The 22,000-nt window shown below is 40.0% G+C and carries 17 protein-coding genes and 1 pseudogene; 16 read left to right on the top strand and 2 right to left on the bottom strand.

Features of this window, described 5'->3' with window-relative positions:
- Window positions 1-686: 686 nt before the first annotated feature.
- The 5 genes from B5X70_RS05370 to B5X70_RS18280 all read left to right on the top strand — a co-directional run bounded on the left by B5X70_RS05370 (window position 687) and on the right by B5X70_RS18280 (window position 7,530).
- Window positions 687-2,921, top strand: a complete 2,235-nt coding sequence (locus B5X70_RS05370; RefSeq protein WP_079556856.1) for a RelA/SpoT family protein — start codon at window positions 687-689, stop codon at window positions 2,919-2,921.
- A 243-nt stretch (window positions 2,922-3,164) separates the two neighbouring features.
- Entirely contained in the window at window positions 3,165-4,061 is an 897-nt protein-coding gene (locus B5X70_RS05365; protein WP_143255029.1) for a sigma-70 RNA polymerase sigma factor region 4 domain-containing protein, read from the top strand.
- Window positions 4,062-4,496: 435 nt separating this feature from the next.
- A complete protein-coding gene (locus tag B5X70_RS05360) occupies window positions 4,497-5,615 on the top strand; it encodes a universal stress protein (protein WP_232468336.1) in 1,119 nt (372 codons plus the stop codon).
- Between the two features lie 177 nt (window positions 5,616-5,792).
- Window positions 5,793-6,833, top strand: coding sequence for a threonine aldolase family protein (locus tag B5X70_RS05355; protein ID WP_079556853.1), 1,041 nt, complete (start codon window positions 5,793-5,795; stop codon window positions 6,831-6,833).
- A gap of 10 nt (window positions 6,834-6,843) precedes the next feature.
- Window positions 6,844-7,530: a rhomboid family intramembrane serine protease gene (locus B5X70_RS18280; protein ID WP_088328800.1), complete on the top strand. Its 687-nt coding sequence runs from the start codon at window positions 6,844-6,846 to the stop codon at window positions 7,528-7,530.
- A 10-nt stretch (window positions 7,531-7,540) separates the two neighbouring features.
- Here the strand turns inward: B5X70_RS18280 and B5X70_RS05345 are convergent.
- Together B5X70_RS05345 and trhO are read right to left on the bottom strand one after the other, a co-directional pair.
- Window positions 7,541-8,443: pseudogene (locus tag B5X70_RS05345) on the bottom strand (tRNA dihydrouridine synthase); the annotation flags it as partial.
- 50 nt (window positions 8,444-8,493) lie between these two features.
- Complete coding sequence (trhO, locus tag B5X70_RS05340; protein WP_079556911.1) at window positions 8,494-9,495, bottom strand: oxygen-dependent tRNA uridine(34) hydroxylase TrhO; 1,002 nt, start codon at window positions 9,493-9,495, stop codon at window positions 8,494-8,496.
- Window positions 9,496-9,690: 195 nt separating this feature from the next.
- Here trhO and B5X70_RS05335 point away from each other — a divergent pair, with 195 nt between their 5' ends.
- From B5X70_RS05335 to rimO, 11 genes are all read left to right on the top strand, one after another.
- Window positions 9,691-10,743 (top strand): NAD(P)/FAD-dependent oxidoreductase, encoded by a 1,053-nt coding sequence (locus B5X70_RS05335; protein ID WP_079556851.1) that lies wholly within the window; start codon window positions 9,691-9,693, stop codon window positions 10,741-10,743.
- 226 nt (window positions 10,744-10,969) lie between these two features.
- Window positions 10,970-11,473 (top strand): hypothetical protein, encoded by a 504-nt coding sequence (locus B5X70_RS05330; protein ID WP_079556850.1) that lies wholly within the window; start codon window positions 10,970-10,972, stop codon window positions 11,471-11,473.
- A 146-nt stretch (window positions 11,474-11,619) separates the two neighbouring features.
- A complete protein-coding gene (secA, locus tag B5X70_RS05325; RefSeq protein WP_079556849.1) occupies window positions 11,620-14,937 on the top strand; it encodes a preprotein translocase subunit SecA in 3,318 nt (1,105 codons plus the stop codon).
- A gap of 209 nt (window positions 14,938-15,146) precedes the next feature.
- On the top strand, window positions 15,147-15,989 hold the full coding sequence (gene lgt, locus B5X70_RS05320) for a prolipoprotein diacylglyceryl transferase (protein ID WP_079556848.1): 843 nt from the start codon (window positions 15,147-15,149) through the stop codon (window positions 15,987-15,989).
- An 85-nt stretch (window positions 15,990-16,074) separates the two neighbouring features.
- Window positions 16,075-17,328 (top strand): M48 family metallopeptidase, encoded by a 1,254-nt coding sequence (locus B5X70_RS05315; RefSeq protein WP_079556847.1) that lies wholly within the window; start codon window positions 16,075-16,077, stop codon window positions 17,326-17,328.
- Window positions 17,329-17,468: 140 nt separating this feature from the next.
- Window positions 17,469-18,716: a competence/damage-inducible protein A gene (locus B5X70_RS05310; protein ID WP_079556846.1), complete on the top strand. Its 1,248-nt coding sequence runs from the start codon at window positions 17,469-17,471 to the stop codon at window positions 18,714-18,716.
- A 245-nt stretch (window positions 18,717-18,961) separates the two neighbouring features.
- Window positions 18,962-19,207, top strand: a complete 246-nt coding sequence (rpmB, locus tag B5X70_RS05305; protein WP_079556845.1) for a 50S ribosomal protein L28 — start codon at window positions 18,962-18,964, stop codon at window positions 19,205-19,207.
- Between the two features lie 18 nt (window positions 19,208-19,225).
- Window positions 19,226-19,414 (top strand): 50S ribosomal protein L33, encoded by a 189-nt coding sequence (gene rpmG / locus B5X70_RS05300; RefSeq protein ID WP_079556844.1) that lies wholly within the window; start codon window positions 19,226-19,228, stop codon window positions 19,412-19,414.
- Between the two features lie 10 nt (window positions 19,415-19,424).
- Window positions 19,425-19,580, top strand: coding sequence for a DUF4295 domain-containing protein (locus B5X70_RS05295; protein ID WP_079556843.1), 156 nt, complete (start codon window positions 19,425-19,427; stop codon window positions 19,578-19,580).
- A 127-nt stretch (window positions 19,581-19,707) separates the two neighbouring features.
- On the top strand, window positions 19,708-20,661 hold the full coding sequence (gene ftsY / locus B5X70_RS05290; protein WP_079556842.1) for a signal recognition particle-docking protein FtsY: 954 nt from the start codon (window positions 19,708-19,710) through the stop codon (window positions 20,659-20,661).
- 8 nt (window positions 20,662-20,669) lie between these two features.
- Window positions 20,670-21,965 (top strand): 30S ribosomal protein S12 methylthiotransferase RimO, encoded by a 1,296-nt coding sequence (gene rimO, locus B5X70_RS05285; RefSeq protein WP_079556841.1) that lies wholly within the window; start codon window positions 20,670-20,672, stop codon window positions 21,963-21,965.
- Window positions 21,966-22,000: the final 35 nt, after the last annotated feature.

Raw genomic sequence — 22,000 nt, 5'->3', positions numbered from 1 at the left:
CAACTTACTTTTAACCAACTTTTTTACCCTGTGAAATTCGGGACATGTGAACTATTGATTCAGTCAACAGAACATTTAAACATGCCCTGATTCGAAGTTGCTGCATTAAAATTAAATAACCGTTTAAGATCGGCGTGTTATCTAACTTTTTCAGTAATAATAAATATAGGACTTAATTATCAAAAAGTCAAATATGCAATTCATGAATCATGGTTAATAAATAAACCAACTGACCTCAATAATGTTCTTTTTACCATCATTAAATTTATTGAAGAAGCCATTGGAATGCCGCTGTCTAACCTTTGTTAATAAAAATCGATAATTATCCATCTGTTCCCAGCAATCAGTAATCAAAAAAAGATGTTGTAAAAAAACTTAAAAGATTTAAACATCTGTTTGTGGCAGATTCTGGCTCTTCATATTTTAATATTAAAGTTATAATTTAGTAAAAAAGCTATATATAACTAAATAATAATATTTTAAAAACAATATCATTAGGTATCCAACAAAATTGATAAAACAAATTAAATGACTGTATTTCAACGCATAATTACGATTCCTCGGGGAATAAAAACTCCATATCATTCATTAAACGGATTGTTTTATCTTTACACAAAGAAACCCTTCAAATTTCAACCCAACATGCACCGCATGTTGTCAGAGATAGACATTAAACCGGAGAAAAGATGGAAACAAGACTAGCCAACATATCAACCGAAGATCGGAAAGAGATTATTCAGGCGTATCAAAAGTTACTCAGAGCCTCTCGTAATGTTCTTAACTGGGATGATATCAAACAAATTAGAAAAGCAATTGAGCTGTCGCTCGAACAGGCTGGTTTTGATCGTCGGTTATCAGGTAAACTCTCGATTGTTCATTCCCTTGAAGTGGCCACCATTGCGCTGGAAGAAATTGGTCTTGGCAGAACCTCACTTATATGTGCCTTACTCTATGATACCGTTCGGAAATCTGATCAATCCATTGATCAGATTCAAAAGCAATTTGGTTCACAGGTTGCTAATATCATGGATGGACTAGTGAAGGTATTCGATCTTTATCAAAGGAATGTATCCATTCAATCCGAAAATTTCAGAAAACTGTTGCTCACATTTGCTCAGGATGTACGGGTAATACTGATCATTATAGCTGAAAGACTTCAGACCATCCGTACTCTGGATTTATACGATAGGGAGTTACAGTTGAAGATCGCTTCTGAAATATCGTATTTATATGCTCCAATGGCGCATCGTTTAGGTTTGTACACCATCAAATCGGAGATGGAAGACCTCGTTATGAAATATACAAACCGCGATATGTATAAATTTATTGCCAAAAAACTGAATGAAACCAAACGCGCTCGGGAGAAATATATTAAGGAGTTTATAGACCCTATTAAAGAGGAACTTGAGCAATATAATTTAAAGTTTGACATTAAGGGTAGAACCAAGACCATTCACTCCATTTTCAACAAAATGCAGAAGCAAAAGGTTGAATTTGAACAGGTTTATGACCTTTTTGCGATCCGTGTTATACTGGACAGTCCTCAAAAACACGAAAAAGCAGATTGCTGGAAAGTTTATTCAGTTGTGGCCGATAAATATCAGCCCAATCCCAGTCGCATGCGCGACTGGTTATCCATTCCCAAAAGTAACGGTTATGAATCGCTTCATACAACCGTATTAGGACCCGGAAATAAATGGGTGGAGGTGCAAATCCGATCCAAACGGATGGACGAAGTAGCCGAAAGAGGATTGGCTGCCCACTGGAAATACAAAGGAGTGAAAGGTGATCAGGGATTGGATATGTGGCTGGCTAACATTCGTGATATACTTGAAAACCCAGAACTTAATGCCGTTGATTTCATTGACGACTTTAAGCTAAACCTATATGACGAGGAGGTATTTGTTTTTACTCCCAAAGGCGACCTGAGGAGGCTTCCCAAGGGAGCTACTGTGTTGGATTTCGCATTTGACATTCATTCCGAAGTCGGGAAAAAATGTGCAGGAGCTCGCGTAAACGATAAAAACGTGAGCATTCGACATGTTCTTCAAAATGGTGACCAGGTAGATATACAAACCACTTCCAATCAGGAACCGAAACAGGATTGGTTACAAATAGTTGTAACCTCTAAGGCAAAAACCAAGCTAAAACAAGCGCTGCGCGATATTCAGTATAAGGAATCAGAGCTTGGAAGAGAACTCCTTGTAAGACGCTTAAAGAATTGGAAAATAGATCTCAGCGACCAGTTAACAGGAGTGATGGTTAAACACTTTAAATTTAAAAGTGTAAATGATTTCTTTCGAGATATTGCCTTGGAAAAACTGGACGTAGTAGCAATAAAAGAGTTTATTCAACAGCAGGATCGTAAAGATCATGAACGGGATCATGCTGAATCCCGTCAATCAGGGCGAAGTGCTGAGAACTTTGTTGCTCCACCTCAGGATGACGGTCAACTGCAAGGCGATGATGTTCTATTAATTGACAAAAACCTCACCAACGTTGATTTTAAACTGGCAAAATGTTGTAATCCCATTTTTGGAGATGAAATTTTTGGGTTTGTTTCTGTTTCGGGTGGAATCCGCATCCATAGAAATAATTGTCCCAATGCAAACGAAATGCACACTAAATTCAGTTACCGTATCATTCAGGCTCGTTGGACTGGTGAAGCAGGAGGCAGTTATCTGGCTGCCATAAAAGTTCTGGGGGAGGACGATATTGGAATCGTCAGTAACATTTCCCAAATCATTTCCAAGGAGTTGAAACTAAAAACCCGATCAATTTCAGTCGACTCCAAAGAAGGATTATTTGAGGGCACTGTTTCTGTGTTCGTAAATAATAATCAAATATTAAATACGTTAATTAAAAAAGTAAAAGAGGTTAAAGGTGTTTTGTCGGTATCACGCATCGATGCAGTTGGATAATTGATTAAATTATTTTTTTTTGATAAGGTAGAAAAAACTTTTTATTTTTACATTCTGAATCTTAAATAAAACCACTCATATTAAGAACTTTACCCTGACTTCATTTATAATTTCATGATTTTGGCCTAACACAACCTGAGATATAATATATTACATCTGAGATTGTAACCAATAAAGAATTCCTCCTCTGGAAATGTGCCCGGTCAAAATTGTAACTTTGCAAATTTTGATGAAGATTCAAAAATGAAGATCTGTCTATTAGTAATGAGAATTTTGAATGACGCCCTTTTTTCTGAAAAAAAGATAAGAAAGGGGATTCATAAACTTCAGGAATATAAATGCCTTATATTTTATAGTACTCTCGTTACATTTTTCTCTTTTTCAGATTTGTCCGGGAGCAATTTTGAATCCAATGAGACAGTGATCAGTTTTGCTCATTTTCAAAAGGAGGAGCTGGAAGCTCTGCAATTTGCCATTGAGAATTGTCCATTGGCTGCTGAAGAGAACCAGCCTCAATGTATTCAAACCATTCTTGAAGTTGCTGAAGTCCAGAGAAAACAACAGATTCATCAGATATTCATTACAATCATTTTTGCTGTTCTATTGCTGGTTTTTATCATATTTTTATTTCGGCTGAAGCTGAAACAAAAAAACTCCAGTCTGGAAAAAGAGATTTTAATGCGTCAGGTTGCGGAGTCATGGACTATACAAATAAGTAAGGAAAAGGCTCAGAAGGAGCATCTGCTGGCTCTTTATCATCAGCTTACGTTGAGACACGTCGCGACTCAGGAACGGCTTGAACAACTTTCATACCGCTTTATTAAAGATAATTCTGACATGCATCAAGCCATTCAGATGGAACTTCAAACCATGAAAAATGAGTTTAATGCTATTCTGAATGAGATCATACACGAAGACCTTTTCTATTCATATTTTGATATACCAAAAGATATTTCTCTGACAACCGGAGAAAAGATCATTTTATTTCTATTTTATTGCGAAATGTCCTCGAAACAGGTTGCAACACTCATCGGAATCACACAGGGCAATTTGAGGGTACGCAAATCCAATCTGAGGAAGAAACTCAGCGAGTATTCCAATCAATATCCGGAGATAGAAAAAGTATTGATGCTGCTTTAAAACATCTGCAAAAAGTAGATTTAACTCTCAAGACGTAGTGAGATTTTTATGATTTCACATGTTTTATCAATAAACATCATGCGTTAAATCTCCAATATTTAAGTAATTGTAATTAAAACACTTCACCTATGCTACATGCGTTAAAATGCACGCAATAGAAAATAAAACCTAGGATAATTCAACACTTAGCGCTTATTTTACAATATCAAATTGACACCCGCAAACCCCACTTTATATCTTTCACTTTTAACCCTGACCAATCTTACCAAAAAAGCCGGAATTCTCCGGCTTTTTTGGTAAATCAGAGTTTCTGCTATTCTGCTTTTCCAGTTTCTATTTCCGATCTTATTGGTTAAAAGTAAAAATATTTACTTGTTTTTTTCATGTGGTTTTGTTAAATTAAGAGAATAATAGTGAACTAAAACCCCATTTATCATGGAAGAAAAGATAATCACTTTAGCCACACACAATTTTCAACATGCACAGGTATTACAAAATATTCTTGACTCAGAAGGTATTGAATGTTTTCTTCAAAATGCCAACTTGATTGAGGGAGCTGTAAATGCCAGTGTTAAAATCAGGATCAGAGAGTCTGACCTTGAAAAGGCTATGAAAATAATGGAAAGCATTGAGGAGCCGGGCATCATGAAATTCACGGAGAAAAAATCCGGGCGCCCACCCAAGCCACGCATTCTGTTGCCGGTTGACTTCAGTGACTATTCTGAAAAAGCCTCTGATATGGCTCTTGATTGGGCATCACGCCTGAATGCAGAAATTACTGTTCTCCATGTCTATTTTAACCCGGTTATAAACACACTTCCCTTTTCTGAAGCCTATGTTTATGATACCAGTTTGGATGAAATGATGGTAGACATGGAGGAGAAAGCCGATGCTGACATGAAGATTTTTCTTAAAAAATTTAAGGAGAAGAATAAGGATCAATACCAGTCGAAAATTGGCATAAAGCACAAACTGCTTCGCGGAGTTGCCGAAGAGGAGATCCTCCATTTCAGTGAAGAATATCAGCCAACTGTCATTATAATGGGCACAAGAGGACGCAACCGAAAAGCCAATGATTTAATTGGAAGTGTTACTGCTGAGGTTATGGAACTGGCCAAAGTGCCTGTATTAGCCGTTCCCGAGGATTTTAACTATCAAGGCATCGATAATATTAAAAACGTACTTTATGCCACCAATTTCGAAGAGTCGGATTTTAAGGCATTGGATAAACTTGAACGAATTGTAAAACCCCTTGATGTAAAAGTTTTCTTTGTTCACGTTGGCCCACATTCAGAGAGCAAATGGGACAAACTCAAATTGGACGGACTTAAAAAGCACGTGGAAGAGAAACTACCTAACATCAAAGTTGAATGCGATTTGATTGAAAACGAAGATTTTTGGGTGGGGTTGGAGTGGTACATCAGGAAAAACAAAATTGACATCATCAGTTTGACAACAAGAAGAAGAAACCTTGTGGCCAGATTGGTTAATCCATCCATAGGCAAGAAGATGCTGTTTCATACCAATACCCCAATGCTGGTGTTTCATGCTTAAATGATTTTGTAAATTGACCGGATCAGAGTTTAGAGAAGATTAATTGACCGGAAAGCACACAAATTTTTTAAAAAATTTGTGTGCTTTTATGCATTCTTATCGTCCTGTTTTTCCTCCCTGCCTAAATAAGATGAAGCTATTTTCACTTAAAATTGATTACATTTGAAATAAAAAAAGATGAACAAACGGGGATTTGCAAGTGATAACAATGCCGGGGTACACCCACTGATTATGCAAGCGCTTAACGATGTAAACAACGGACATACTGTTGGTTATGGAGGAGATGTTTACACCCAAGACTGCTTAAATCTTTTTAAAAAGGAGTTTGGGGAGGAAACCGAAACTTTTTTTGTTTATAATGGCACAGGAGCCAATATCATAGCTCTTCAGGCCATGGCACGACCATATGAAGCAGTCATATGTGCCCACACGGCACATATTAATGTGGATGAGTGCGGCGCTCCGGAAAAGCAGACCGGTTGCAAACTGATCGATATCTGGTCGCCTGATGGAAAACTTACCCCGGAATTGATTGAACCATATCTGACTGGAGGAGGAGTGGAGCATCATGTGCAACCAAAAGTCATTTCCATAACGCAAAGTACCGAAATGGGAACTCTCTATTCTTTGCTTGAGTTAAAAGCCCTTTGCAGTTGGGCTCACGATAGAGGTTTACTGGTTCATATGGATGGTGCCAGGTTATCTAATGCGGCAGCGGCATTGAATTGCTCAATGGCCGAAACTTCTGCAAATGCAGGGGTTGACGTTTTATCACTTGGGGGAACCAAAAACGGAATGATGTTCGGCGAAGCCGTGGTAGTATTTAATAAAGACCTTTCAAACGGACTAAAATTTATTCGCAAACAATCGGCGCAGTTACATAGTAAAATGCGGTTCATCTCAGCCCAGTTTAACGCATTTTTTACAAACGAACTGTGGAGACTAAATGCATTGCATGCCAACAAAATGGCGCAGAAACTGGCTAAAGAAGCATCAAAAGTTCCAGGCGTCAGCATTACGCAAAAAGTCGAGGCCAATGGTGTTTTTGCTATCATACCAAAGCAATGGATTGAAACGTTGAAGGAGCAATATTTCTTTTATACCTGGGACGAAAATCGTTCGGAGGTACGTTGGATGACAGCCTTTGACACCACTGACGAGGACATTGAAGGTTTTACCAAATTACTTAGAGAAATAGCCAAAAAAGATACAAACTGATACGCTTCAGATGTTCAAAATTGTTGGAAATCATCAAAAACCAGAGAAACGCCGTTTCATACATAGTTTAATTCTACCTGTATGTATGATCTTATTGATGTTTTCGATTCATTTGGTGACTTGGCTCGAAAATATGGATCTCCATTTTCTGGGAGTTTATCCTTTAAATATAAAAGGGTTGACAGGTATTATCACATCTCCTTTGATACATTCGGGATGGCAGCATCTGTACAACAATTCGGTCTCTTTTTTCATATTAGGCGTTACTCTTTTTTATTTCTACAGGGGAGTAGCTTACAAAGTTTTTGTTACCATTTATATTTTGGCCGGAGCCTGGCTCTGGTTTGGAGGGCGTGAAGCCTGGCATATAGGTGCCAGCGGAGTGGTATATGGTCTGATGTCTTTTTTGTTCATCAGCGGCGTTATTCGCAGGCATATACCTCTTATGTCAGTCACACTGTTTGTCGTTTTCCTCTACGGGAGTTTGGTTTGGGGAATGTTTCCGTTGGCCGAGCAGATGCCACATTCGTGGGAAGGTCATTTATGGGGATTTATGGCCGGAATTACGGCTGCAGTTGTTTACCGTAAAGAGGGACCTCAGAAGCCTCCACCTCCATTTGAGGATGAGGAGGATGAAGATGAGATGGAGGAGTCTGAACAGTTTCATATTGATCAAAACCCGCCTTTGCGGTTTTGATCAATTCCAACATCTGATCATATCCGTTTGTTTCCATTGAACGTGCTCTCAATTCAGCAGCACCTCGGAATTCGGAAAGATATATTTTAAAAAAACGTTTCAGAATCTGGTAGTTTTTCTTTCCCTCCCAATTGTGTCGAAACAATAGCAAATGGTCTTCGAGAGTTTTCAGGCGCTCGGTTACAGTTGGCTTTTCCCCGTTTGAAAAGAGCCAAGGGTTTGCAAAAATACCACGACCAATCATCGCACCATCAATTCCATAATTTAACACCTTTTCCTTTGCCTCGTGCATGGATGTGATATCACCATTTCCAATGATTTTAACCGATGAAGCCATCTGACTGCGAAGTTGAGCAGCTTTTTTAATCTCATCCCAACTGGCTGTACCATCGGACATCTGTTTCTGTGTTCGGCCATGCAAAATAATTGCATCGGGTTGCTGCTCCAGCATAAACCCTATCCACTCTTCGGTAACCACAGTTTTAACTCCGGTTCTGGTTTTCACGCTGACAGGCAAGTTGGTAGCTTCTTTGGTAGCTTGTATGATTTCACCGGCCAGTGTCGGGTTTCCGATCAAAGCTGAACAGCATCCTTTGCGAACTACATTCTTAACAGGACATCCCATGTTGATATCAATCCCGTCGAAATGATATTGCTCATCGATATGTTTAGTGGCATTGTAGAATTTTTCTGGTGAATTTCCCCAAATCTGAGCAACAATCTTAATGCCTTTTCTTTTCAAAACAGCCGCCTCACTTGACGAAACAACAAGACGTTCTGATACTTTGTCACGCCCTTTAGGGTGACAAAGACCGTCGGTGGAAGTAAACTCCGTGAAAACAATATTCAGATTATCCGGGCTACTATTCCGCATTACCACCTCACGAAATGATGTTTCTGTAACATCTTCCATGGGTGCCAGCATAAACAAGGGTGATTTAGCTTCCTTCCAAAAATTCATACTCATCTATTAACTGCTTTACGCTTATTAACTTTCCCTACCAGCTCATGAAACCGGTGGTGCGATGTTCCTTTTTGCTGATGCTCGTGGCAGATGTCGCTGCAACAACCGTTATATTTCGCTTTGCATTCATCACATTGTATAATTAAATCATGACAAGGCTGATAGGCGCAATTGGTGTGATTATCGCATGGTTTGCCACATTGATGGCAATTGGCAAGCACATCTGGGGTAATTCTTTCACCCAACCTGTTGTCAAAAACAAAGTTTTTGCCAATGAATGCAGATTTTTCGCCTGCCTGATGAATTTCGCGAAAATAGGCTATTATTCCACCGTGAAGTTGATTCACATCCTTGAATCCATGATGCTTTAGCCAGGCACTGGCTTTCTCGCATCTTACACCACCGGTGCAATAGAGTAGAATTTTCTCATCTTTTTTATCTGCCAGCATGTCCACCACCGCTTCAACCTCTTCACGGAAGGTGCTGACATTTGGACAAATGGCATTTTTAAAATGGCCAACCTCGCTTTCGTAACTGTTTCGCATGTCCACAACGAAAACATCCGGGTTTTGAGCCAGCTCATGAAATTCAATGGGAGTGAGGTGATTTCCTACGTTGGTGGTATCAAAAACATCCTCGCTCAGACCATCCGCAACAATTTTGGGTCGTACCCGAATGACTAATTTATAGAAGGAATGACCATCATCCTCAATGGCCCATTTAAGAGGCATATTTTGTAATTCTTTTGAATTGTCAAGCAAATCACAAAATGCTGAAACATTTTGTTCCGGAATGCTCATTTGCGCGTTGATGCCTTCATGGGCAACATAAATCCGACCCAAACAATTCAGGCTACTCCAGTCCAGATAGAGTTTGTCTCTGAACTCTTCAGGGTTATGGATGTTTACATAACGATAAAAGGAGACTGTTTTCCTTTTAAATGTCTCTGCATTGAGTCGTGCAATCAGTTCTGGTTTGCTGAGTTTATTATGTAACTGCATTTTTTTGATTGATTTTTTTGCAAAGATAATGTAATTTAGGATGTGTTTGTCCGATTTGGTTATGAAAAGAGAAGTAAACAAGCTTATCATCGAAGCAGGATAGATTGAAAATATGCAGTCAGACAACTGAAAAACAGTTTTCAATATATGGGTAGAAACCCATATTTTCTTGGCAATAAATAATGAATCAATAGAATGATCAACACCAAATACCTTTTAATAGGACAGGGGTTAGCAGGCTCAGTTTTGGCCTGGCAGATGCTGGAACATCAGATGGATTTCCATGTTATGGATTCACCTTCTTTACCAAAATCCTCCATGGTAGCGGCCGGACTTTATAATCCTTTAATGTTTAATAGTTTAAGAGTTGCGCGAATGACCGATAAACTTTGGCCTGAGATGCACAAAACCTATAGCGCCATCGAAAAAACAATTGGCAAAAGAATACTGCATCCCATGAAATCTGTGAAAATGCTCAATGATGAAGAGTTGTCAGACTGGCAAAGTAAACAACAAAGTCCACCGGGAAAATACATCGGCAAGATTTTGCCTCAAATGCAAATTTCAGGTATTAAGCCATTCTCCGCAGTCGGTTTTATCCTTGAATCGGGATACGTCGATATTCCTCAATTGATAGATGGCATATCCAAAATATTGCATCAAAAGAAGTTAATGATTATTGAGGATTTGGATTATTCATCCATGGAATATCAAAACGAACGTTTTGAAATCGGGAATCAGATAAGTGCAAAAAACATCATTTTTTGCGAGGGAGCAGCAGTCATTAAAAATCCCTGGTTTAAAAATGCCGGATTTCACCCCAATAAGGGTGAAATCATAAAAATTGAAACTGAGTTAAATGATATTGAATACATTATCAGAGATAAAGTTTTTCTTCTTCCATCAGGAAAAAAACGTTTTAAAGTAGGTGCCAGTTATCTTCATAATCAAACCAATGGTTTGCCGGAGAAGAAGAATTTGCCACTGTTAACAACTAAATTGGAGCAGCTAATATCAATTCCTTATACCATAACAGACCACAAAGCTGGCATGCGTCCGGCCGTAAAAGACCGAATCCCGGTATTGGGATCGCATACAAAAAACAAGAATATGATGATTATGAATGGAATGGGCTCAAAAGGAGTAGTTTATGCACCATATTGTGCCAAAATTATGATGGATTATCTCACTGATGAAAATTACACCATTCCTCAATTTATGAATGTTCAGCGATATTTAACAAAGTAGTGAACCAGAACCTGAATCTTGTTGTTAATAGTTAAATCTAATGGCGTGCCTCCTAACCGTTGTGGTCATGGCTGATTTCTTCGGTCGGTGGAGCACGCCATTATTTTTTAAATATGCACTATTTTCTGCTCACTGCCATAAACATTCACAATTTTAACAAACTTTTCAGGGTGATTTGAAAATCTTTTGTCATCTTTACATGTCGTAAAAAACAGTTAAGCCGGAAATGAAAAAGCGTCCAGATATCGCATATCTAACCATCATTGGATTATCGCTCACCGTAGTCATCTCGGTGTACAAAGATGATGTACTGGATAAAAACGGACTTTTCCGGTTTTCATCAACCAGTCAACACCACATCCGGATTATATCAGCTGATTTTTTCAAATCAGCACTCAGCTTTAATGAAACGACATGCAATTCCGATGCCTGTGTATTTATTTACGAGCACGGATTGTTGAAAGGCAACATCATTGAAAACTTCTCCGCAGCTTTGCAACTTGCTGAGGCAGCACTTTATCCACAAATAAAAATCAAATCCGTTTCAACCACCATTTGTTTGAAACAGGCTTCGGATGAGTTGAATTCTGGTCAGAGTGCCGTTGTTTGTCATTCCGGTTTTCCTGTCGCAGACAGATTTACTGACAATTTGCATCCTGCGTTTGAGGAATTTCTGCAATCCTGCACCGGATTTATTCACTCCATCCGTGCAGGCCCCCGTTTTAGCTGAAAGATTCGCTTTCAAACATCACATTAATTTCCCGCACAAATACTTACTCCTTTATTTTCAGAGTTTGTGCTTCCGTAACGAACTGTTACAATCATGGAAAAAATGTGTAATTTTAAATCTCAAGAAATCAATAAATAATATATTATATGAGCATTGTTAATACAATACTATCAGTTTTTGTGGGAGACAAGTCAAAACGTGACATGAAAGTTCTCGCCCCTTATGTTGATAAAGTCAAGGAAGTTTACTCTGAAATAGAATCCCTATCGAACGATGAACTACGAAAGCGTACCGATGAAGTTAGAAAAACCATATTTGATGCGGTTGCCGAAGAGCAAAACAGAATTGACTCACTAAAAGCCCGCATTGAGAATGAAGATCCCGATATTGACGAAAGAGAACGGATTTACGAAGAAATTGATACACTAGAGAACGAAATCACCGCTAAGCTTGAAGTGGTGCTTGAGGAGGTTCTTCCAGTAGCATTTTCAATTGTAAAGGATACTGGCAGAAGGTTCAAAGAGAATGAAACCATTGAAGTTACTGCTACCGATTTTGACCGCGAGCTGGCTACAGTTCATGATTTTGTTGAAATTAAAGGAGACAAAGCCATTTTTAGCAACTCATGGATTGCCGGAGGAAACACGGTTAAATGGGATATGGTACACTATGATGTACAGCTCATTGGTGGTGCTGTTCTTCACCAGGGAAAAATTGCGGAGATGAGCACAGGGGAAGGTAAAACGCTGGTTGCGACTTTGCCTGTCTTTTTAAATGCGCTAACCGGACGCGGTGTTCACATTGTAACGGTGAATGACTATCTGGCAAAACGTGACTCAGAGTGGATGGGTCCCATTTTCATGTTCCACGGGTTAAGTGTGGACTGTATCGACAAGCACCAGCCCAACTCTGCCGAACGCCGAAAGGCTTATAAAGCCGATATAACCTATGGTACCAATAATGAATTTGGTTTTGATTATCTACGCGATAACATGGCCATTTCTCCTGATGATTTGGTTCAGCGGTCGCACAATTATGCCATTGTTGACGAGGTGGATTCGGTGTTGATTGATGATGCCAGAACACCACTAATCATTTCAGGTCCCATTCCCCGTGGCGATGATCAGCTCTTTACAGAGATGAGACCAAAAGTTGAGCGACTGTTTGAAACCCAAAGAAATTTGGTTTCAAAGCTGCTTTCCGATGCTAAACAAAAACTTAAATCGTCGGACTCTAAGACTCAGGATGAAGGGAACTTATTGCTTCTTAGAGCATTCAAAGGAATGCCCAAAAACAAACCTTTGATCAAGTTTCTCAGTGAGCCAGGGGTAAAAGCAGGAATGCTCAAAACGGAAAATTTCTACATGCAGGAAAACAACAAAAATATGCATGTAGTTACCGATCCTCTCTATTTCGTCATTGAGGAGAAAACCAATTCGGTTCAGTTAACCGACAAAGGAATTGATCTGATTACCGGGGACTCTGAAGATCCCCAATTCTTTGTTCTTCCCGATATAGGAACCGAAATGGCCTCCCTCGAAAAGGCCGGCTTTCCTGAGGAGGAGTTCCGTGCTAAGAAGGATGAGCTGATGCAGAATTACAGCATCAAATCAGAAAGGGTGCATACCATTAACCAGCTGCTTAAAGCCTACACCATGTTCGAAAAGGATGTGGAGTATGTGGTGATGGATAACAAAGTAAAAATTGTAGATGAGCAAACTGGCCGTATCATGGAAGGCCGACGTTATTCTGATGGGTTGCACCAGGCCATTGAGGCCAAAGAGCGGGTTAAGGTGGAAGCTGCAACGCAGACCTATGCCACCATCACGCTTCAGAACTATTTCCGGATGTACAACAAACTGGCCGGTATGACCGGTACAGCGGAAACAGAAGCAGGTGAATTGTGGAATATCTATAAACTGGATGTGGTGGTGATTCCTACCAACCGACCCATTCAGCGTAAGGATATGAATGATAAGGTATACAAAACAAAAAGAGAGAAATACAACGCTGTAATTGATGAAATAGTTGAACTTGTAAAAGCCGGAAGACCTGTGTTGGTGGGAACCACCAATGTGGAGGTTTCGGAACTATTGAGCCGGATGCTTAAAATCAGAGGCATTAAGCACAACGTGCTTAACGCCAAGCTTCACCAGAAAGAGGCCGACATTGTTGCCGAAGCAGGAAATAGTGGTACGGTTACCATAGCCACCAACATGGCTGGTCGTGGTACCGATATCAAGCTTTCTCAGGAGGTTAAGGCTGCCGGAGGTTTGGCCATTGTAGGTACCGAGCGGCATGAGTCCCGACGGGTTGACCGTCAGTTGCGCGGACGTGCCGGTCGTCAGGGTGACCCTGGTTCTTCTCAGTTCTTTGTGTCACTGGAAGATGACCTGATGCGTCTGTTTGGCTCTGACCGTTTGGTAAAATACATGGACAGGCTTGGTGTTGAAGAAGGAGAGATGATTCAGCACGGCATGATCACCAAGTCCATTGAACGTGCTCAAAGAAAAGTGGAGGAGAACAACTTCGGCATACGTAAGCGATTACTGGAGTATGATGATGTAATGAATTCCCAAAGGGAGGTGATTTACACCAAACGTCGCCGTGCTCTTTTTGGAGAACGCATGCAGGTTGAAATTTCAAATATGATGTACGACACCATCGAAGGTATGGTGGATGAACATCAACAGACGGCTGATTTCGATCAATTCAAAGAAGATCTTCTTCGGATATTCTCTGTTGATACGCCTTTCTCAAAGGATGAATTCTTAAAAGGTCAGCCTAATGAGTTGACCGATAAAATGCATGACGAGGTATGGAAAAGTTACCGTCGTAAGGTTGAAACAATGGCCAAACAAGCTTTCCCGGTCATTAAAAATGTTTACGAAACAAAATCTGAATTATACGAGAACATCGTGGTACCCATTTCTGACGCTCAACGCGTATTTCAAATCAACACGAACCTGAAGCGTGCTTATGAATCGGAAGGAATGGAACTGTCCCGCTCGTTTGAAAAAGCTATGATGTTGATTACCATTGACGAAGCGTGGAAAGAACATTTAAGGGAGTTGGATGATCTTAAACAGGCGGTTCAGAATGCATCCTATGAGCAAAAAGATCCGCTTTTGATTTATAAATTTGAATCGTTCAACCTGTTTAAGTCCATGATCGGTAAAAACAACCGAACCATCGCATCGTCTTTATCAAAGGCTCATATACCAATTAGAGATGCCAGTCAGGTGAGACAGGCTGAGCAACGCAGGAGTACAGATTTAAGCCGACTTAGAACGCAAAAAGACGATCCTGGAGCCGGAACACCAGGCTACGGACAACCGGGAGGGGATCAAAAACGTGCACAGGTAACACAACCTGTTCGGGTTGAAAAGAAAGTAGGAAGAAACGAACCCTGTCCCTGTGGAAGCGGAAAAAAATACAAACAGTGTCATGGCAAGGGAGCTTGATTAATTTAAAAGATAGAAAATTAGATTGTTAGACATATAGACCGATAGACAAGACAAAAAAGAAAACCAGTTGTGTCTAATCATCTTCTAAACTATTCTAACTGTCTATCCCGAATATCTTGGTATAGATATACAATCTATAGAATTATTAAAATCTAAATTTTAACAAACTAAATTTTAAATGAACTATATAAATAATTAGTTGTATTATGGAGTTAGTAAATTATATAACATGGGCTCCGAATCCAGAGATATTCTCACTTGGGCCTCTGTCGGTTAGGTATTATGGATTGTTCTTTGCTATGGCCTTTTTACTGGGTTATTACCTGGTTGACAGAATGTTTCGCAGGGATAATGCGCCGGAGGAGTGGATGGAAAAATTATTCATTTACGTAATGGTAGCCACTGTAATAGGAGCACGTTTGGGACATGTCTTCTTTTATGGATGGGATTATTACTCCCAAAATCCCGGAGAAATCCTGATGGTTTGGCGGGGAGGACTGGCCAGCCATGGAGGTGCCATTGGCATTCTTGTGGCTATTTGGCTATATTCAAAACTGGTGACAAAGAGATCGATGTTGTGGACTATGGACAAATTGGTGATTGCTGTAGCATTGGCAGCCGTATTTATTCGCCTGGGAAACCTCATGAACTCAGAAATCATTGGTAGTCCCACAACCGTACCATGGGCTTTTGTTTTTGAGAAAGCTCATGTTCATAACCCAGAAATACCACGACACCCGGCTCAGCTTTACGAAGCCATCAGTTATCTGATCACGTTTATCGTGTTAATCTTCATGTATTGGAAAACCAATGCTGCTAAGCGTCAGGGCCTTATTTTTGGAGTGTTTTTGATTGGTATTTTTGCAACCCGGATTTTAATCGAGTTTGTGAAAGAAAACCAGGAAGCTTTTGAAGAGACCATGACACTGAACATGGGGCAAATTTTAAGTATTCCTTTTGTTATACTGGCGGGAGTGCTTATTTACCAGTCGTTTAAAAAACCACTCATTGATACAGCCATAACCGGAAAACAAAAAAGAAAGAAGTAGGTTTCTACCATTTATAAACATGCAGAGTTCTTATCGGTTAACACTTAAGAGAACTCTGCATTTGTATGAATAAAAACTGCAAAACATGCATCCATTACTCTATATTATATTCGCCATCATTATTTTTGAGGCATTGTGGGATTTTTTTCTGGGCGAACTCAATCGAAAAAGCTGGAGCGACAAAGTTCCAAAACGTTTAGAAGATGTTTACCCGCAAGATAAATTCCAAAAACAGAAAGAATACCGGATCGCCAATTATCGTTTTGGCCTGTTCTCTTCAGCTGTTTCAACCATCCTCATATTGATGGTGTTATGGTATCAAGGTTTTGGATGGCTGCATTACACCGTTGAAAACTTTATTGGACACAAATACTTACAACCATTGGTATATTTTGGGGCAATCGGACTTGGTTCAATGATTCTCTCCTTGCCTTTTTCCATATACAGCACTTTTGTTATAGAAGAACGCTTTGGATTCAACCGCACCACGAAGTCCACCTTTATCACAGACCTGATTAAATCATTGCTTCTGGGAGCCTTAATTGGTGGGTTGCTGCTATGGCTGGTGGTTTGGTTCTATCATACTGCCGGATCATTATTCTGGCTTTATGCCTGGGGTGGATTATCCTTGTTCATGATCTTTTTCAGTAAATTTTACACCACGCTCATTCTTCCGCTGTTCAATAAACTAACTCCCCTCGAAGAAGGGGAGCTGAAGTCGGCCATTGAATCCATGAGCCGCAAAGCAGGATTCTCGTTGGAGAATGTTTATGTGATGGATGGGTCAAAACGAAGTACCAAAGCCAATGCCTTTTTTAGCGGATTTGGGGAAAACAAACGCATTGTCCTGTTTGATACTCTGATAAATGATCTGGACAAAGATGAAATTGTGGCCGTATTGGCTCATGAGATCGGTCATTATCGGTTAAAACACACCATCAGGGGAACCATATTGGGGATTTTGCAAACAGGAATCACTTTGTTCTTATTGGGTTGGTTTATTAACCATCCCGGTATTTCCCAAGCTTTGGGAGTTGCAAGTCCCGTTTTCCATGTGGCATTACTGGGTTTTGGCTTGTTGTACAGTCCTATCAGTGCTATGGCCGGTTTGGGAATGACCATTTTATCGAGACGACAGGAATATCAGGCCGATGCCTTTGCAGCAAAATATGCAAATGCTTCAGCCTTGCAATCGGCACTCAAGAAAATATCTGCAACGGCACTCAACAATCCCACACCACATCCATGGTTTGTCTTTTTTAATTATTCGCATCCTCCGCTGTTGAAGCGACTGGAAGCTCTGGATAGTTTTACAAGTGTCAAGCCAACCATAAAATGACGGGTTAACCCAGTGCGTTTGGTGTTCCCCCTTGGCTTAGACGTGAGCGAGGGAGGTAATTCATATTTGACACTAAAGAGCAATAAAAATTCAAGTAAGTAATTGTTAATAATTAATTTTAAGCACTTTATAAAAAAGTAATGCAGGTAGAAATCATAACCATAGGTGACGAACTTCTGATTGGTCAGGTGGTGGACACCAACTCGGCATGGATGGCCAGGGAGCTGAATAAGGCCGGCATGTTCATCAACAGGATTACATCTGTAAGTGATGGGGAAGAGGAAATACTAAATGCCATTAGGGAAGCTGCCAGCCGATCAACAATCGTTCTTCTTACCGGGGGACTGGGACCAACACGAGACGATATAACCAAAGCCGCCTTATGTAAGTACTTTAAAACCCAACTGGTTTTTAACCAGCAAATAATGGATGATGTTGAGACATTTCTGAAGCATCGGGTTGGCCACATCAATCAACTCAACAAGGATCAGGCACTTGTTCCGGAAAAATGTGACATCATCCGAAACCCCGTTGGAACAGCACCAATTATGTGGTTTGAAGAAAGCGGATTAATTGTTGTATCCATGCCGGGAGTTCCAACAGAGATGAAACATGCCATGGAAAATGAGGTGATACCTCGTTTAAAAGCAAAATTTACCAACGGCATTGTTCGCCATCGAACTGTTCACATCTTCAACATACCTGAAGCTGTTTTGGCTGAAATGCTGTCCGATTGGGAAGATCAGATTCCTGCATTTTTAAAAGTGGCCTATCTTCCATCACCCGGAAAATTAAGGTTACGAATCAGCGGAAAAGGCGAAAACGCCCAACAAATCGAATCGGCCATTGAAAATGCTATTAAGTTGTTATACCCATTAGTCAAAGAAAACATCTTTGGATTTGATGATGAAAAACCCGAATCATCACTATTGAACTTACTATTTAGTAAAGATAAGACAATAAGCTGTGCTGAAAGCTGTTCAGGTGGACTTATGTCGCATTTAATCACATCCGTTGCCGGAGCATCCAACGCCTTTATGGGAGGCGTTGTTGCCTACAGCAACAACTTAAAATACAACCTTTTGGGAGTAGATTCCACCTCCATTGAAAAATATGGAGCAGTGAGTCGTGAAGTTGTTGAACAAATGGCCAAAGGTGCATGCAAGCGATTAGGAAGCGATTATGCCATTGCCAGTTCAGGAATTGCAGGGCCATCGGGAGGCACCGATGAAAAGCCAGTTGGAACAGTTTGGTTGGCATGGTCCGATGGAGAAAAAGTAATCAGCCGCTCATTTAATTTTGGCAATAACCGGGAACGGAATATTCTCAGAACAGCGGAAGCAGGAATCATTATCATGAAACAACTATTGGAAAGAGGGACGTTGTAATTGAAGAATAGATTCTTAGACCTATAGAGATTTAGATTTTTGAGCGGGAATTGATTAGTCAGATAATTTCATGAACTTTCTGATTAATTGAAAATTTCAGATGATGAAAAGCGAACAGCAACCATAAATTTAAAGAAAAAACAACAATTAACAGAAATAAAAGCGCGAACTATTTGCAATTTTAAAAGAAAATCACGTATTTTGCGCTCTGTTTGAAAAACGTAGATACAAAAAACATTTGAGAGATGTCAAAAGTTTGTGAAATAACTGGTAAAAAGGCAATGGTAGGAAACAACGTTTCCCATTCAAAAAGACGCACCAAAAGAAAATTTGATGTAAATCTGTTTTACAAAAATTTCTATTTGCCTGAAGAGAAACGTTGGGTTAAGTTGAGAGTATCGGCTTCCGGCCTTCGTTTGATTAATAAAATTGGTGTGCAGGCTGCGATAAAAAGAGCGCAGGATAATGGACTTTTAAGTACAAAATTATAATAAGGGAGGGTAGATAAAATGGCAAAGAAAGCTAAAGGAAATCGCATCCAGGTAATACTTGAATGCACTGAGCACAAAGAAAGCGGCCAACCCGGAACTTCCAGGTATATTACCGTTAAAAACAGAAAAAATACACCCGACAGAATGGAATTGAAAAAATACAATCCCATTTTGAGAAGGATGACTGTACATCGTGAAATCAAGTAAATTTTAAGTCATGGCAAAGAAAGTAGTAGCAACCCTGCAGAAAAAAGGCGAAGGTAAAGGACATACCCGTGTCATTAAAATGGTGAAATCACCTAAAACCGGTTCTTACTCTTTCCGTTCGGAAATGGTGACCAATGACAATGTGAAAGAATTTTTCAGCAAATAGCCGGAATATCGGATTATTTTATTCAAAAGGGGACTTGTCGTTCAGACAGGTCCCTTTTTTTGTTTTTAATCATTATATTTGCAAGGTTTTATAAATTAGCCAATCATAGACATAATCAATTATAATAATGGGACTATTTGGAAGTTTTAACCGTGCCAAAAAAGAACGGCTCGATCAGGGTTTATCCAAAACCAAAGAGAGTGTATTAAAAAAGCTTACCCGAGTTGTTGTAGGAAAATCAAAGGTTGATGAAGATGTACTTGACCAATTGGAGGAGGTTCTTATCACTTCCGACGTTGGTGTGGATACCACCCTTAAAATTATTGAGCGCATTGAAAATAGAGTAGCCAAAGATAAGTTTATCAATGCCTCAGAGCTTGATAAAATTCTAAAGGAAGAGATCACGGCTCTGCTGGCTGAAAACTCGGTGAATAGTTCCGCGGATTTTGAGATTCCCCAACAATCCAAGCCATATGTGATCATGGTTGTTGGTGTAAACGGGGTGGGTAAAACCACCACCATTGGCAAACTGGCTCATAAATTCAAAAGCGCCGGCAAAAAGGTTGTTTTGGGAGCCGGCGATACCTTTCGCGCTGCTGCCATCGATCAGTTGGAAATATGGGCTAAAAGGGTGGATGTTCCTCTTATTAAACAAAAAATGGGATCAGACCCGGCTTCCGTGGCCTACGATGCTCTATCCTCTGCTAAAGCAACCGATGCCGATGTGGTCATCATCGATACAGCCGGCCGTTTGCACAATAAAATCAACCTGATGAATGAATTGACCAAAATCAAAAATGTGATGCAAAAAGTTTTGCCGGATGCACCTCATGAAATACTTTTGGTTTTGGATGGCTCTACAGGACAAAATGCATTTGAACAAGCCAAACAATTTACCCTTGCCACCGAAGTCAATGCCTTGGCCATCACAAAACTGGATGGTACTGCCAAAGGTGGTGTAGTTATTGGAGTATCTGACCAGTTTAAAGTGCCTGTAAAATATATTGGGATTGGTGAAGGAATGGATGATTTACAACCATTTAACCGGGAAGCATTTGTGGGCTCCCTGTTTGGAAATTAAGTACCTGAATGAGTAAGAAACGTGTTGATGTTATAACACTGGGTTGCAGTAAAAACCTGGTGGATTCTGAGTTGTTGATTAAACAGTTTCAGGCTGGAGGATTCGAGGTTGAACATGATTCTCCCAATCCAAGTGGTGAAATAGTGGTTATAAATACTTGCGGTTTTATTGGTGATGCCAAGGAAGAGTCCATTGAGACCATCCTCAGTTTTGCCGAAGCCCGGCAAAAGGGACAAATTCGCCAGCTTTACGTCATGGGATGTTTATCTGAGCGTTACATTGATCAACTTGGAGAGGAAATCCCTGAAGTTGACAAGTATTATGGAAAATTTGACTGGAAAAATCTCATTAGGGACTTGGGCATGACATACCGTGCAGATCTTATGAACGAAAGATCACTTACGACTCCAGATCATTATGCATACCTCAAAATTTCCGAAGGCTGTAACCGATCCTGTTCCTATTGTGCCATCCCCATCATCACCGGAAAGCATCAATCCAGATCCATTGAGAGCCTGATAGACGAATCTCAAAAACTGGCACAAAAAGGGGTAAAAGAACTACAGTTGATCGCACAGGATTTATCCTGGTATGGACTCGATACTCATAAAAAGCAGATGCTTGCTCCATTAATTGAGAAGCTTTCAAAAATTAACGGAATTGAATGGATTCGTCTCCATTACGCCTATCCGGCAGGGTTCCCGATGGATATCCTCGATGTGATGGCAGATAATCCTAAGATTTGCCGCTATCTCGACATTGCTTTGCAGCACATTTCCGATCCCATGCTGAGTGCCATGCAACGAAAAATTACCAAAAAGCAAACCATTGATCTTATCGAAAAAATAAGAAAAAAAGTTCCCGACATTCATTTACGAACCACCATGATAACCGGTCACCCCGGCGAAACTGAGCAGGATTTTCAGGAGCTGATGGATTTTGTTGAAGAAACGCGCTTTGAAAGATTGGGCGTGTTCCCTTATTCGCATGAGGAGGATACATATGCCTATTTGAATTATAAGGATGACGTTCCCTCTGATCTTAAACAAGAACGTGCCAATGCCATCATGGAGCTCCAAAGCAACATCAGTCGCGAAATCAACGAAACAAAAATAGGAAAAGAACTCAAGGTCATTATAGATCGTGAGGAGGGAGGATATTACATAGGCAGAAGTGAGTTTGACAGTCCCGAAGTCGATCCCGAAGTTTTGGTAACAGCATCAAAACCATTGGAAACAGGTAATTTTTACGTAGTAAAAATTACCTTAGCAGAGGATCATGATCTTTATGGAGAGGTAGAATAATTATTTATGCAGTAAGCAACTTTTTTTACTTTAAA

The organism is Alkalitalea saponilacus (assembly GCF_900168165.1).
GTDB classification, from domain to species: Bacteria; Bacteroidota; Bacteroidia; order Bacteroidales; family Marinilabiliaceae; genus Natronoflexus; species Natronoflexus saponilacus.
Note: the sequence above shows the minus strand (reverse complement) of the source record. Positions and strands in the feature narration are given on the sequence as shown.